Consider the following 13137-nt stretch of genomic DNA (forward strand, 5'->3'; position numbering starts at 1 on the left):
CGTGCCGATCCCGGTGCCGATCGCCTATTACACCTTCGGCGGCTGGAAGAAGTCGGGCTTCGGCGACCTCAACCAGCACGGCCCGGATTCGATCCGTTTCTACACCAAGACCAAGACGGTGTCCTCACGCTGGCCGTCCGGCGTCAAGGAGGGCGCCGAGTTCTCGATCCCGACGATGACGTGAGCCGCGCGATGCAGAGAGGTTCTGTAGGGTGGGCTAAGGCGCGACGCGACGATGCCACGCATCGCGCGGAGCGCCGTGCCCACCGCCTATCGGCAGCATGGCTCGGAATGGTGGGCACGCTTCCGCCTTCGCTCTTCGAGCTTCGGCCGAAGCTTAGCCCACCCTACGGGTCGGCGATTCGGCGCGGGCATCTCTCATGACCCACTTCACGCTGAACGAGGACCAGATCGCGGTTCGCGACATGGCGCGGGCGTTCGCGGCGGAGAAGATCGCGCCGCATGCGATCCGCTGGGACGAGGAGAAGCATTTCCCGGTCGACGTGATGCGCGAGGCGGCCAAGCTCGGCATCGGCGGCGTCTATATCCGCGACGATGTCGGCGGCTCGGCGCTGACGCGCTTCGACGCGGCGCTGATCTTCGAGGCGCTGGCGCAGGGCTGCCCGACCGTGTCGGCCTTCATCTCGATCCACAACATGGCGGCCTGGATGATCGACGCGTTCGGCAACGACGCCCAGCGCCGGCAATGGCTGCCGCGGCTCTGCACCATGGATCTGCTCGCGAGCTACTGCCTGACCGAGCCGGGCTCCGGCTCGGACGCCGCGGCGCTCCGCACCCGCGCGGTGCGCGACGGCGACCACTACCTGCTGAACGGCCAGAAGCAGTTCATCTCGGGTGCCGGCGGCGGCGACCTCTATGTCGTGATGGTCCGCACCGGCGACGAGGGCCCCGGCGGCATCTCGACCCTGGTGGTCGAGGCGGCGCATACGCCCGGGCTGTCGCTCGGCGCCAACGAGCGCAAGATGGGCTGGAACGCGCAACCGACGCGGGCGGTGATCTTCGAGAATGCGCGCGTGCCGGTCGCCAACCTCCTGGGCGAGGAGGGCATCGGCTTCAAGATCGCGATGGCCGGGCTCGACGGCGGCCGCGTCAACATCGCGGCATGTTCTCTTGGTGGAGCACAAAATGCGCTCGACAAGGCGCTGGCCTATATGAGAGAGCGCAAGGCGTTCGGCAAGCGGCTCGACGAATTCCAGGCGCTGCAATTCCGCCTCGCCGACATGGCGACCGAGCTGGAGGCGGCGCGCACCTTCGTGTGGCGCGCGGCCGCGGCCCTCGACCGCAAGGACCATGACGCGACCATGCTGTGCGCGATGGCCAAGCGCTTCGGCACCGATGTCGGCTTCGAGGTCGCCAACCAGGCGCTGCAACTGCATGGCGGCTACGGCTATCTCAGCGAATACGGCATCGAGAAGATCGTGCGCGATTTGCGCGTGCACCAGATCCTGGAAGGGACCAACGAGATCATGCGATTGATCGTGGCGCGCAAGCTGATCGAGGGGGCGCGATGAACTTGGCCGCGCCCGAACCCGATCTGATCGTCCGGCGCGAAGGCTCGGCCGGCATCATCCGGCTGAACCGGCCCAAGGCCATCAACGCGATGACGCTGGAAATGTCCGAGGGAATCGACCGCGCGCTGGATCAGTTCGAAACGGACCCCGCGGTGGCGCTGGTGCTGCTCGAAGGCGCCGGCGAGCGTGGGCTGTGCGCCGGCGGCGACATTCGCGGGCTCTACGAGAGCTCGCGCGCCGGCGGCGATCTCGGCAAGCGATTCTGGCGGCAGGAATACGTGATGAACGCACGGATCGCGAAGTACCCGAAGCCCTATGTCGCGTTCATGGATGGTCTCGTCATGGGCGGCGGCGTCGGCCTGTCCGCGCACAGCCGCCACCGTGTGGTCACCGAGCGTACCAAGCTCGCGATGCCGGAAGTGGGCTTGGGCTTCTTTCCCGATGTCGGCGGCACCTGGCTGCTCTCGCATGCGCCGGGCGAGATCGGCACCTATTTCGGCCTCACCGGGCAGACCATGAACGGCCCCGACGCGATCCACGCGCGCTTTGCCGATGCGGTGGTGCCGTCGACCAGGTGGCCGGCGCTGCGCGACGTCCTCACCAGCGTGCGTCCCGACACGCTCTCCAGCGAGGTGCAGGCCCTGATCGACGGTTTTGCCACCGGCGAGAAGGCCGGGCCGGTGGCCGCGCTGCAGCCCCAGATCGATGCCTGGTTCGGGCACGATCGGCTGGAGGATATCGTCAAAGCGCTGACGCGCGACAGCTCCGAGCTCGCGCAGTCGACACTCAAGACACTCGGCGAGAAGTCGCCCCGCGGCATGGTGGTCACCCTGAAACTGCTCCGGCTGGCGCGTCATGCCTCCTCGCTGGAAGAATGCCTGGTGCGGGAGTATCGTGCCGCGCTGGAGGTATTTGCCAGCGACGATTTCCGCGAGGGCGTGCGGGCCGCGGTGATCGACAAGGACCGCAATCCGAAATGGTCGCCGCCGCGTATCGAGGATGTGACGCCGGAGATGCTGGCGCCGTATTTCGCCGAGATCGGCGCGGACGAGTTGACGTTCCCAACGAAATAGAAAAAGCGGAGGAAGCAGGATGGCAGCGATCGGATTCATCGGCCTCGGCAACATGGGTGGGCCGATGGCCGCCAATCTGGTCAAGGCCGGCCACAAGGTCGTCGCCTTCGATCTGGTCGAAGGGCTGCGCAACCAGGCCAAAAGCGACGGCGCCACGGTCGCCGAAAGCGCGACCGCCGCTGTCGAGGGCGCCGAGGTCGTCATCACCATGCTGCCGGCCGGCAAGCACGTGCTCGCGGTCTGGAGCGACGTCGTTCCCGCGATGACCAAAGGCGCGCTGATCATCGACTGCTCGACCATCGACGTCCAAAGCGCCAAACAGGCGCATGCGCTGGCGGCGAAGCACGGCATCGGCTCGGTCGACGCGCCGGTGTCCGGCGGCACCGGCGGCGCCAAAGCCGCGACCCTGACCTTCATGTGCGGCGGCGACGAGATATCGTTCGCGGCGGCAAAGCCCGTGCTGGAGAAGATGGGAAAGAAGATCGTGCATTGCGGTGGCGCAGGCGCGGGGCAGGCGGCCAAGATCTGCAACAACATGATCCTCGCCGTCTCCATGATCGCGGTCGGCGAGGCCTTCACGCTCGCCGAGAAGCTCGGGCTGTCGCACCAGGCGCTGTTCGACGTCGCCTCGACCTCGTCCGGCCAGTGCTGGGCACTGACCTCCTATTGCCCGGTGCCGGGACCGGTGCCGGCCTCGCCCGCCAACAACGACTACAAGCCGGGCTTCGCCTCCGCGCTGATGGTCAAGGATCTCACGCTGGCGCAGGATGCGGCCCATGCCTCGGGCGCGGCAACCCCGCTCGGCCGGCACGCGCAGGAGATCTACAGGGCGTTCGACGCCGCCGGCCATGGCGGCGTCGATTTTTCGGGAATCATCAATCACATCCGCAGTCTCGCAGGAAAATAGCGATGACCACATTCCAGGACGCCCGCGCCTTTCTTCTGAGAAATCGGAATGATTACGATGCGGCGGTGAAGGGCTTCCGCTGGCCCGATCCCGCGCCCTTCAACTGGGCGCTGGACTGGTTCGACGCCGAGCTCGCGCACAACGCCGACAGCAAGGACCGCGCGGCGCTCTGGATCGTCGATGCCGGTGGCCGGGAGTCGAAACTATCCTTCACCACGCTCTCGCGCCGCTCCAACCAGGTCGCCAATTTCCTGCGGGCGCAAGGTTTGAGGCGCGGCGATCATCTCCTGCTCTTGCTCGGCAATGTCGTGCCGCTGTGGGAGACCATGCTGGCGGCGATGAAGCTCGGCGTCGTCGTGATCCCCGCGACCACGCTGCTCACGCCGGACGAATTGCAGGACCGCATCGATCGCGGCCGCGCCAAGGTGGTGATCGCCGCCCAGGACCAGGCGGCGAAGTTCGCCAACCTTCGCGGCGATCTGGTCCGGATCGTGGTCGACGCCAATCCGGTGCCGGAAGGCTGGCTGTCGTTCGATGAGGCGGTCAACCATCCCGAGACGTTCGCGCCCGATGGGCCCACCCATGCCGACGAACCGATCCTGCTCTATTTCACCTCAGGCACCACCGCGAAGCCAAAACTGGTCCGGCACAGCCAGCACAGCTATCCGGTCGGCGCGCTGTCGACCATGTTCTGGCTCGGCCTGCAGCCGGGCGACGTGCATCTCAACATCTCCTCGCCAGGCTGGGCCAAGCACGCCTGGAGCTGCTTCTTCGCGCCCTGGAATGCCGGCGCCACGGTGTTCGTGGTCAACCAGCCGCGCTTCGATGCCAAGGGCCTGCTCGGCACCATCGCGCGCTGCGGCGTCACCACGCTGTGCGCGCCGCCGACGGTGTGGCGATTGTTCATCCAGGAGAAGCTGTCGGAGTTCAAGGTGAGCCTGCGCGAGGTCTGCGGCGCCGGCGAGCCGCTCAATCCAGAGGTGATCGATCAGGTCCGCGCCGCCTGGAACCTCGTCATCCGCGACGGCTATGGCCAGACCGAGACCACCGCGATGGTCGGCAACTCGCCGGGGCAGCAGGTGAAGGTCGGCTCGATGGGCCGGCCGCTGCCGGGCTATCGCGTGCAGATCACCGATCACGACGGCAATGTCGCCAACGAGGGCGAGGTGACGCTGCTGCTCGGAGCGGACCGTCCGGCGGGTCTGATGCAGGGCTATCAGGATGAGCATGGTAGGCTGGTTGGTGCCGATGGCGACGTCTATCGCAGCGGCGACGTGGTGTTTGCGGACGACGAGGGCTACCTCACCTTCGTCGGCCGCTCCGACGATGTCTTCAAGTCCTCGGACTACCGGATCAGCCCGTTCGAATTGGAAAGCATCCTGATCGAGCATGAAGCGGTGGCGGAGGCCGCGGTCGTGCCCAGCCCCGATCCGATCCGGCTCGCGATCCCGAAGGCCTACATCCTCCTGGTCGGCGGTGTCGACCATTCGCGAGAGACCGCGCTGTCGATCTTCAGGCATCTCCAGGCGCGCCTCGCGCCGTTCAAGCGCATCCGTCGCGTCGAGCTGGTCAAGGAATTGCCGAAGACGATCTCGGGGAAAATCCGCCGTGTACAGTTGCGCCGGCTCGAGCACGACGACAACCGCACCGATGCGCTGCGCGGCCACGAATTCCGCGAAGAGGATTTTCCGGAGCTGAAGGCGCAGGCGGGCGAGGCGGGGCAGTAGAGATGAACGAGGTCTGGAAGAAGCCGCCGGTATCGCTGGCAACCTACCAGGGCATGGTCGGCCAGGAGATCGGCGTGTCCTCCTGGCATCTGGTCGATCAGAACCGCATCAACCTCTATGCCGACGTGATCGAGGATCACCAGTTCATCCATGTCGATCCGGAGCGCGCCAAGCGCGAGACCTCGTTCGGTAACACCATCGCGCATGGCTTCCTCACCATGTCCTTGATGAGTATCATGTCCTACGAAGTGATGCCCATCATCGAAGGCACCACGTTGGGCGTGAACTACGGCTTCGACAAGCTGCGCTTCATCTCACCGGTCCGCGCCGGCTCACGCGTCCGCGGCCGCTTCGTGCTGGCGGAAGCCAGGCTGCGCAAGCCCAAGGAATTGCAGTCGCGCACCAATGTCACCGTCGAGATCGAGGGCGAGGACAAGCCGGCGCTGGTTGCCGACTGGATCGGTTTGATCTATTTCGCGTGATGTTTTCCTACCCTTCTCCCACGAGGGGAGAAGGAAGAAAGAGATGGTAGTGGACATATGACGATCAGATTTGACGGACGCGTCGCCATCGTGACCGGCGCGGGCAATGGCCTCGGCCGCGCGCATGCGCTGGGACTCGCCGGCCGCGGCGCCAAGGTCGTAGTCAATGATTTCGGCGGCACGCGCGACGGCAGCGGTGGATCGCTGAGTGCCGCCGAGGCGGTGGTCGAGGAGATCCGCAGGGCGGGCGGCGTCGCGATGGCCGACGGCGCCGATGTCTCCGACTTCGCGCAGGTCAAGGCGATGGTCGACCGCGCAACCAGCGAGTGGGGCAGCGTCGATCTGCTCTGCGCCAATGCCGGCATCCTGCGCGACAAGTCGTTCGGCAAGATGGAGGCGTCCGATTTCGCGAAGGTGCTCGACGTGCATCTGGTCGGGAGCTTCTACTGCTGCAAGGCAGTGTGGGACGGCATGCGCGAGCGCAAGTATGGCCGCATCGTGCTGACGACCTCGTCATCCGGCCTCTACGGCAATTTCGGCCAGGCCAATTACGGCGCGGCGAAGTCCGGCATGATCGGGCTGATGAACGTGCTCGCCGAAGAGGGCCGCAAGTATGATTTGCGCGTCAACACCGTCTCGCCGACCGCGGCGACGCGGATGACCGAGGAGCTGCTGCAGCCGCAGGCCCAGCAACTCATGAGGCCCGAGGCGATCACGCCGGCGGTGGAGTATCTCCTGAGCGAAGATGCGCCGACGCGCACCATCATGGGCGCCGGCGCCGGCTCGTTCGCGGTGATCCAGGTACTGGAGAGCGAGGGCATCAACCTGCCGGAAACGGAATGGACGCCGGATGCGGTCGCGGCGCACTTCGCCGAGATCAGCGACATGTCGAAGGCGCGGGCGCTGGAAGGCGCGTTCCAGCAGACGCAGAAATATCTCGCGCAGGCCGCGGCGCGCGCCGGCATCAAGCTTTAGCCGCATCGATCCGGGATTGTGGCGCGAAACACTCTCCCCGCGAATTCGCGCCAAGTCCCTTCCTGAGCATGTCCCTTTCCCAGATCGACGTTGCCGTGATTGGCGCCGGCCCCGCCGGGCTGATGGCGGCGGAAGTGCTCAGCCAGGGCGGTGCCCAGGTCACCGTCTTCGATGCGATGCCGTCGGCCGGGCGCAAGTTCCTGATGGCCGGGCGCGGCGGGCTCAACTTGACCCACAGCGAGGCGTTGCCGGCCTTTCTGGCGCGCTACCGCGAGGCGGCGCCTCGGCTCGCGGGTGCGATCAGCGCGTTGGCGCCGGATCGCCTGCGGCAATGGACCGAGCAGTTGGGGCAATCGACTTTCGTCGGCTCGAGCGGGCGGGTGTTTCCGACGGCGATGAAGGCCTCGCCGTTGCTGCGGGCCTGGCTGCGTCGGCTCGATGCGGCGGGCGTGCAGTTCACGTTTCGCCACCGCTGGACCGGCTGGGACGGCTATGGCGGGCTGCGCTTTCAGACGCCGCATGGCCAGCGCACCGTCGCGACCCGCGCGACCGTGCTGGCGCTGGGCGGCGCGAGCTGGCCGCGGCTCGGCTCGGATGGCGTGTGGACCGACGCGCTTGCCGCCAGGGGCGTCGCGATCTCGCCGTTGCGGCCGGCAAATTGCGGTTTCACGGTCGCCTGGACGGGGTTCTTTCGCGACCGCTTTGAGGGCCAGCCGCTCAAAGGCGTCGAGCTGAAATTCGGCACCCATCGCGCGCTCGGCGAGGCCGTGATTACGCGAAGCGGGATCGAAGGCGGTGCGATCTATGCGCTGTCGGCGGAGCTGCGCGAGGCGATCGCGCGGTTGGGAGCCGCCACGCTGCACATCGCGCTGCGGCCCGATCTCGACGCCATCGAGCTGGTGGCGCGGCTGTCTGCGCCGCGCGGCAAGCAGTCGCTGGCCAATTTCCTGCGCAAGGCGCAGTTCTCGCCGGTGGCGATCGGGTTGTTGCAGGAGGCGGCGGTGACGGCCAGCACGCCCTTGTCGTCGCTGTCGCCGGCCGAGCTGATGCGCCTCGTCAGCGCCGTGCCGGTCACGCTCACCGGCCCGGCGCCGATGGCGCGCGCCATCTCGAGCGCCGGCGGCATCGCGCTCGATGAGCTCGATGCCGACTACATGCTGTGCCGTCTGCCCGGTGTGTTTGCCGCCGGCGAGATGCTCGACTGGGAAGCGCCGACCGGCGGCTATCTCCTGCAGGCGTGCTTTGCCACCGGCGCCGCGGCGGGGAAGGGGGTGTTGAAGTGGCTGAAGCCGTAGACAGGAGGGTGGGCTAAGACGCAAAGCGTCGTGCCCACCATTCTTTCGGCAGCATCGCTCTGGAATGGTGGGCACGCTTCTGTCTTGTTGTGTCGGGCGTTGGCGCAAGAGGCCGCTTTGCCCACCCCACGGCGCTCACCGCAATTTCCCCCGTGCCGCGACCGGCAGCACGCCGACGATCTCCTCGCCGCGTACCATCACCACCTCGTCCATCATGTTGACGACGACGCAGACATGGTTCGGTACGATGCGCACGACGTCGCCGACATTCGGCCGCGTGTTGCTGCGGGAGAGGTCGAGGAAGCCGTGCTCCTCGGCGAAGCGCGCGATCCTGGCCTCGGGATGCTCCAGGATCAGGCCGTAGCCGTCCATCCCGCCGCCGGAATCCGAGGTCAGCGTCTTCGAGCCGGCATCGAGGATGCCGCGTTCGGGCGCGGCCCGGCTGACCACGGTGGAATAGATGTTGAGCGCGCAATCGTCGAAGCCCGCGACGCCGGCCGCGACCTGCATGCGGTCGTTGTAGATGTAGGTGCCCGGTCGATGCTCGGTCGCACCCTTCAGCTTGCCGAGGTTCTTCAGATTGGGCGAGCCGCCGGTCGACACCATCCTGGCGTCGAGCCCGAGCTCGCGCACCCCGGCCAGCGCCGCATCGTAGAATTGCTGCGCCTCCGCCCAGCCGGTTTCGGTCGGGTACAGCATGAAGCCCGCGAAGGCGAGCCCCTTCGATTGCGCGATCTGGCGCGCCAGCGCGACCGCCTCAGCCGGCGTCTCGACGCCGGCGCGCTTGCGCCCGGTGTCGCATTCGATCACGACCGACAGCGGCCGGCCGGACAGCTCGGCGGCCTTCGGCAGGCCGGCGATCACGGTCGGGTTGTCGGCCGCGACCGTCATGTTGGCCCTGGCCTGCAGCGCGCCGAGCCGGGCCATCTTCTCCTCGCCGAGCAGGTTATAGGAGATCAGGATGTCGTCGATGCCGGCTTCCGCCATCACCTCGGCCTCGCCGAGTTTCTGGCAGGTGATGCCCCTGGCGCCGGCGTCGACCTGCATCCTCGCGAGCAGCGGGCTCTTGTGGGTCTTGATGTGCGGCCGGTTGGCGATGCCGGCGGCATCGCAGGCGGCCTGCACGCGCCTAATGTTGCGCTCGACCTTGTCCATGTCGATGACGGCGCAGGGCGTGCCATAGTCGCGGGCGATCTTGGCGGCGAGGGGCGTGGTCATGGTTCAGGCCTGTTCAATCTCTTCGCGCAGCACTTCGAGCTCCAGCCAGCGATCCTCGGCGGCGGCAAGCTCCTGCTGCGCCGTGGCGATGGCGGTCGAGGTCTCTTCGAACTTTTGGCGATCCTTGCGGTAGAGGTCGGGATCGTCAAGCCCGCGTTGCAGCTTGCCGATATCGGCCTGCAATCTGGCGATGGTCTTTGGCAAGGTCTCCAGCGCGTGCTTCTCGTTGAAGCTGAGCCGCCGCTTGGGCGCGGCGGCCGAAGCCGAGGCTTTCGCTTCCAGCTTCTCAGGCGCTGGCGCCCTGGCCGCCCCGCGCTTCAGGTCGGCGCCGCGCTGCGCCAGCATGTCGCTGTAGCCGCCGGCATATTCGATCCACTTCCCGTTGCCATCGGGCGCGATCACCGAAGTCAAGACCCGGTCGAGGAAATCGCGATCGTGGCTGATCAGGATCACCGTGCCCTCGTAGTCGCCGAGCATCTCCTCGAGCACGTCGAGGGTTTCGAGATCGAGATCGTTGGTCGGCTCGTCCAGCACCAGCAGGTTGGACGGCTTCGCCAGCGCCCTCGCCAGCATCAGCCGGCCGCGCTCGCCGCCGGACAGCACCTCCAGCGGCGTGCGGATCTGCTCCTGGGCGAACAGAAAATCCTTCATGTAGCTTGCGACATGCTTCGGCTTGCCGCCGACCAAGACATGGTCGCCGCGGCCGCCGGTCAGCGCCTCCGCCAGCGTCGACTTCGGATCGAGGCTTTCGCGGTGCTGGTCCAGCGTCGCCATCTCCAGATTGGCGCCGAGCCGCACCGTGCCGCTGTCCGGCGCATCGCCGCCGGTCAACAAATTGACCAGCGTGGTCTTGCCGGCGCCGTTCGGCCCGACGATGCCGATGCGGTCGCCGCGCTGGATGCGGATCGAAAAATCATCGACGATCCTGCGTTCGCCATAGGCCTTGGAGATGCCTTTCGCCTCGATCACCAGCCGGCCGGACTTCTCGGCCTCGGCCGCGGCGAGCGCGACACTGCCGGCGCTGCCGCGATAATTCTTCCGCGCGTCACGCAGCGCGTGCAGATTGCCGAGCCGCTTCACGTTGCGCTTGCGGCGGCCGGAGACGCCGTAGCGCAGCCAGTGCTCCTCGTTGACGATTCTGCGATCGAGCTTGTGCTGCTCGCGCTCTTCTTCCGCCAGCACCTCGTCGCGCCAGGATTCGAACGCCGCAAAGCCGCGGTCGATCTGCCGGATCTGGCCGCGGTCGAGCCAGGCGGTCGCCCGCGACAGGTTGGTGAGAAAGCGGCGATCGTGGCTGATCAGCACCAGCGCGCTGCGCCTGCCGTCGAGCTCGCTCTCCAGCCATTCGATGGTCGGCAGGTCGAGATGGTTGGTCGGCTCGTCCAGGAGCAGAATATCGGGCGAGGGCGCCAGCACCCGCGCCAGCGCTGCGCGCCGCGCCTCGCCGCCGGAGAGGTTTTGGGGGTCCTCGTCGCCGGTGAGGCCGAGCTGCTCGAGGAGATAGCGCGCGGGATGACGGTCGTCGCCGGGGCCGAGGCCGGCCTCGACATAGGCGAGCGTGGTCGCGTAGCCCACGAAATCCGGCTCCTGCGGCAGATAGCGGATGGTCGCGCCCGGCTGCACGAAGCGACTGCCGCGGTCGGGCTCGACGGCGCCTGCCATGATCCTGAGCAGCGTCGACTTGCCGGAGCCGTTGCGGCCGATCAGGCAGACCCGTTCGGACGGCGAGACCGACAATTCCACGCCGGCGAGCAGCGGGGTGCCGCCAAAGGTCAGCGCGATGTCCTTGAGCTGGATCAGCGGTGGCGCCATCGCGTCAATCCTGGCTCGTTGCTGCCGGCTCGGCGCGGCGGCGCTGGAGGCGGCGGATGGTCTGGTCGAGCGTCGACAGGAAGGTCGAGCGGTCGCGCGGCGAGAACGATCTCGGCCCGCCGGTGATCTCACCCGACGCCCGCAGATCGGTCATCAGGTTCCGCATCGCGAGCGTCATGCCGATCGACTGTTCGGAAAACGGCTTGCCGTTCGGCGCGATCACCTCGGCGCCGGCCTTGACGCAGCGGCTGGCCAGCGGAATGTCCGCGGTGATCACGACGTCACCGGGGCGGGCGCGCTCCGCGATCCAGTCGTCGGCGGCGTCCATGCCGGAACCGGCCGCGATGCGTTCGATCAGGGGATCCTGCGGCACGCGAATGAAGCTGCCGGCGACCACGCTGACGGGCACGCCGAGGCGGATCGCGACGCGATAGATCTCGTCCTTCACCGGGCAGGCGTCGGCATCGACATAGATGCGGGTTGTGTGGGGTTTTTCCGTCATTGCTTCAGGCGGCTTCGATGGTGTCGCATGTACTCCATCGGGCGGAAAATTGCGAGCCGAACGACGGCCTTGCCAGCGCGTTCCGTGCCGCTACGATCGACGGGAAGAATACCGCGAAAACCGAGGAAACGGGCATGTCCAGCCGGCTCGAACCCCATCGCATCGAGGCCTACAACACCTCGAAGCATTCCGAGAACAAGATCCACGACGACACGGTGGCGCGGAAATACGGCTTCTCCGGCGGGCTCGTGCCCGGCGTCGACGTCATCGCCTACATGCTGCACCTGCCGGTCGCGCGATGGGGCCGCGCCTTCCTCGAACGCGGATTGATCGAGGCGCGGTTCCTGAAGCCGGTCTATGACGGCGAGATCGCCGAGGTCAGGGCCGTCGAGAGCGAGGCAGGCCTCGTGATCGAGGTCGAAAGCAAGAGCGAGCTTTGCGCCAGCGGCAGCGCGTCGCTGCCGGAATCGGCGCCGGCCGTTTCGCTCGCGGATTTCGCCGATAGGCCGCCGGCGAGCCAGCGTCGCCCGGTCGATGCCACGTCCTACGAGATCGGCAAATGGCTCGGCACCATGCCGCGCGACTGGGCCGGCGAGGCGGCGACACAGTATCTCGCGGACATCCACGAGACCGATCCGATCTATGCGCGCGAGGGGCTCGGCCATCCGGCGCTGCTGCAACGGATGATGAACAAGGCGCTGGTCGACAACGCCATCCTCGGCCCCTGGATTCACGTCGGCAGCCGCATGCAGCTTCTCTCCGCCGCGAAGCGCGACGACGTGCTCTCCGTGCGCGCCAAGGTGGTCGGCAATTACGAGAAGAAGGGCCATCGCTTCGTCGAGCTCGACGCGCTGGTGGTCGCCAACGGCACGACGCCGCTGGCGCATTGCTGGCACATCGCGATTTATCAGCCGCGCGAGCAGGCCGCGGCGTAGGCAGCAAGGCACACCGTCATACCCGCGAAAGCGGGCATCCAGCATTCCGGAGACGGCAGTGATCGAATCGAGGTGTCTCTGGAATGCTGGGTCGCCCGCTCGAGCCGGGCGACGACAGCGGTGGTGGGGAGACGGCGTGCCTACCTACGCCACCTCGATTTACGCCGCCTTCGCCTTTGCTTCCTGGATCGCGCGCCAGATCTTTTCCGGCGTGATCGGCATGTCGATGTGCTTGATGCCGTGTTCCGACAGCGCGTCGATCACCGCGTTGACGATGCATACGAGGCTGCCGGCGCAGCCGGCCTCGCCGCAGCCCTTGGTGCCGAGCGGATTGGATTTCGCGGGCGAAGGATGGTCGCCGACCTCGATCGGCGGGATGTCCTCGGCGCGCGGCATGGCATAGTCCATGAACGAGCCGGTGATCGGCTGCCCGCTCGTGTCGTAGCTCACCTCTTCCATCAGCGCCTGGCCGATGCCCTGGGCGACGCCGCCGTGCAACTGCCCGGCCACGATCATCGGATTGACGATGGTGCCGAAATCATTGACCCCGGTGTAGCGCACGATCCTGACCACGCCGGTGTCGGGATCGATCTCGACCTCGGCGACATGGCAGCCGTTCGGGAAGGTCGACACGGTCTCTTTGGTGGCGTGATCGACATCGAGCGACTTGGGCGTGCCT

General features: G+C 67.0%; 12 protein-coding genes and 1 pseudogene. 9 read left to right on the forward strand and 4 right to left on the reverse strand.

The window, feature by feature from the left end:
* The 8 genes and pseudogenes from JOY90_RS25460 to JOY90_RS25495 all read left to right on the forward strand — a co-directional run.
* Positions 1–184, forward strand: a pseudogene (locus JOY90_RS25460) (methylmalonate-semialdehyde dehydrogenase (CoA acylating)); the annotation flags it as partial.
* Positions 185–380: 196 nt separating this feature from the next.
* A complete protein-coding gene (locus JOY90_RS25465; RefSeq protein WP_291693868.1) occupies positions 381–1532 on the forward strand; it encodes an isobutyryl-CoA dehydrogenase in 1152 nt (383 codons plus the stop codon).
* On the forward strand, positions 1529–2605 hold the full coding sequence (locus tag JOY90_RS25470; RefSeq protein WP_291693869.1) for an enoyl-CoA hydratase/isomerase family protein: 1077 nt from the start codon (positions 1529–1531) through the stop codon (positions 2603–2605). The genes JOY90_RS25465 and JOY90_RS25470 overlap by 4 nt, the downstream gene beginning before the upstream one ends.
* 19 nt (positions 2606–2624) lie before the next feature.
* Entirely contained in the window at positions 2625–3512 is an 888-nt protein-coding gene (gene mmsB, locus JOY90_RS25475) for a 3-hydroxyisobutyrate dehydrogenase (protein ID WP_291693870.1), read from the forward strand.
* Between the two features lie 2 nt (positions 3513–3514).
* Complete coding sequence (locus tag JOY90_RS25480; RefSeq protein ID WP_291693871.1) at positions 3515–5239, forward strand: AMP-binding protein; 1725 nt, start codon at positions 3515–3517, stop codon at positions 5237–5239.
* A 2-nt stretch (positions 5240–5241) separates the two neighbouring features.
* Positions 5242–5721, forward strand: a complete 480-nt coding sequence (locus JOY90_RS25485; RefSeq protein WP_291693872.1) for a MaoC family dehydratase — start codon at positions 5242–5244, stop codon at positions 5719–5721.
* A gap of 57 nt (positions 5722–5778) precedes the next feature.
* Positions 5779–6696: an SDR family NAD(P)-dependent oxidoreductase gene (locus tag JOY90_RS25490; RefSeq protein ID WP_291693873.1), complete on the forward strand. Its 918-nt coding sequence runs from the start codon at positions 5779–5781 to the stop codon at positions 6694–6696.
* A gap of 68 nt (positions 6697–6764) precedes the next feature.
* Positions 6765–7991 carry a TIGR03862 family flavoprotein gene (locus JOY90_RS25495; protein WP_291693874.1) on the forward strand — a complete coding sequence of 409 codons (1227 nt, stop codon included), beginning with the start codon at positions 6765–6767 and terminating at the stop codon, positions 7989–7991.
* A 135-nt stretch (positions 7992–8126) separates the two neighbouring features.
* Here the strand turns inward: JOY90_RS25495 and JOY90_RS25500 are convergent, their stop codons facing one another.
* The 3 genes from JOY90_RS25500 to JOY90_RS25510 are packed head-to-tail and all read right to left on the reverse strand — an operon-like array spanning position 8127 to position 11523.
* Positions 8127–9209, reverse strand: coding sequence for a D-TA family PLP-dependent enzyme (locus tag JOY90_RS25500; protein ID WP_291693875.1), 1083 nt, complete (start codon positions 9207–9209; stop codon positions 8127–8129).
* A gap of 3 nt (positions 9210–9212) precedes the next feature.
* Positions 9213–11021, reverse strand: a complete 1809-nt coding sequence (locus JOY90_RS25505) for an ABC-F family ATP-binding cassette domain-containing protein (RefSeq protein WP_291693876.1) — start codon at positions 11019–11021, stop codon at positions 9213–9215.
* A gap of 4 nt (positions 11022–11025) precedes the next feature.
* On the reverse strand, positions 11026–11523 hold the full coding sequence (locus JOY90_RS25510) for a YaiI/YqxD family protein (RefSeq protein WP_291693877.1): 498 nt from the start codon (positions 11521–11523) through the stop codon (positions 11026–11028).
* Positions 11524–11657: 134 nt separating this feature from the next.
* Here JOY90_RS25510 and JOY90_RS25515 point away from each other — a divergent pair, with 134 nt between their 5' ends.
* Positions 11658–12458, forward strand: a complete 801-nt coding sequence (locus JOY90_RS25515) for a hypothetical protein (protein ID WP_291693878.1) — start codon at positions 11658–11660, stop codon at positions 12456–12458.
* A gap of 159 nt (positions 12459–12617) precedes the next feature.
* Here the strand turns inward: JOY90_RS25515 and JOY90_RS25520 are convergent.
* A partial coding sequence (locus JOY90_RS25520) for a molybdopterin cofactor-binding domain-containing protein (protein ID WP_291693879.1) occupies positions 12618–13137 on the reverse strand: 520 nt, incomplete at its 5' end.

Origin of the sequence: Bradyrhizobium sp., from assembly GCF_019242285.1 — a bacterium.
Taxonomy (GTDB): domain Bacteria; phylum Pseudomonadota; class Alphaproteobacteria; order Rhizobiales; family Xanthobacteraceae; genus Bradyrhizobium.

Coding starts and splice junctions, on each gene's coding strand:
- JOY90_RS25470 (WP_291693869.1), top strand. CDS start 1,529: ATGAACTTGGCCGCGCCCGAACCCGATCTGATCGTCCGGCGCGAAGGC.
- JOY90_RS25510 (WP_291693877.1), bottom strand. CDS start 11,523: ATGACGGAAAAACCCCACACAACCCGCATCTATGTCGATGCCGACGCC.
- JOY90_RS25495 (WP_291693874.1), top strand. CDS start 6,765: ATGTCCCTTTCCCAGATCGACGTTGCCGTGATTGGCGCCGGCCCCGCC.
- JOY90_RS25500 (WP_291693875.1), bottom strand. CDS start 9,209: ATGACCACGCCCCTCGCCGCCAAGATCGCCCGCGACTATGGCACGCCC.
- JOY90_RS25490 (WP_291693873.1), top strand. CDS start 5,779: ATGACGATCAGATTTGACGGACGCGTCGCCATCGTGACCGGCGCGGGC.
- JOY90_RS25485 (WP_291693872.1), top strand. CDS start 5,242: ATGAACGAGGTCTGGAAGAAGCCGCCGGTATCGCTGGCAACCTACCAG.
- mmsB (WP_291693870.1), top strand. CDS start 2,625: ATGGCAGCGATCGGATTCATCGGCCTCGGCAACATGGGTGGGCCGATG.
- JOY90_RS25505 (WP_291693876.1), bottom strand. CDS start 11,021: ATGGCGCCACCGCTGATCCAGCTCAAGGACATCGCGCTGACCTTTGGC.
- JOY90_RS25465 (WP_291693868.1), top strand. CDS start 381: ATGACCCACTTCACGCTGAACGAGGACCAGATCGCGGTTCGCGACATG.
- JOY90_RS25480 (WP_291693871.1), top strand. CDS start 3,515: ATGACCACATTCCAGGACGCCCGCGCCTTTCTTCTGAGAAATCGGAAT.
- JOY90_RS25515 (WP_291693878.1), top strand. CDS start 11,658: ATGTCCAGCCGGCTCGAACCCCATCGCATCGAGGCCTACAACACCTCG.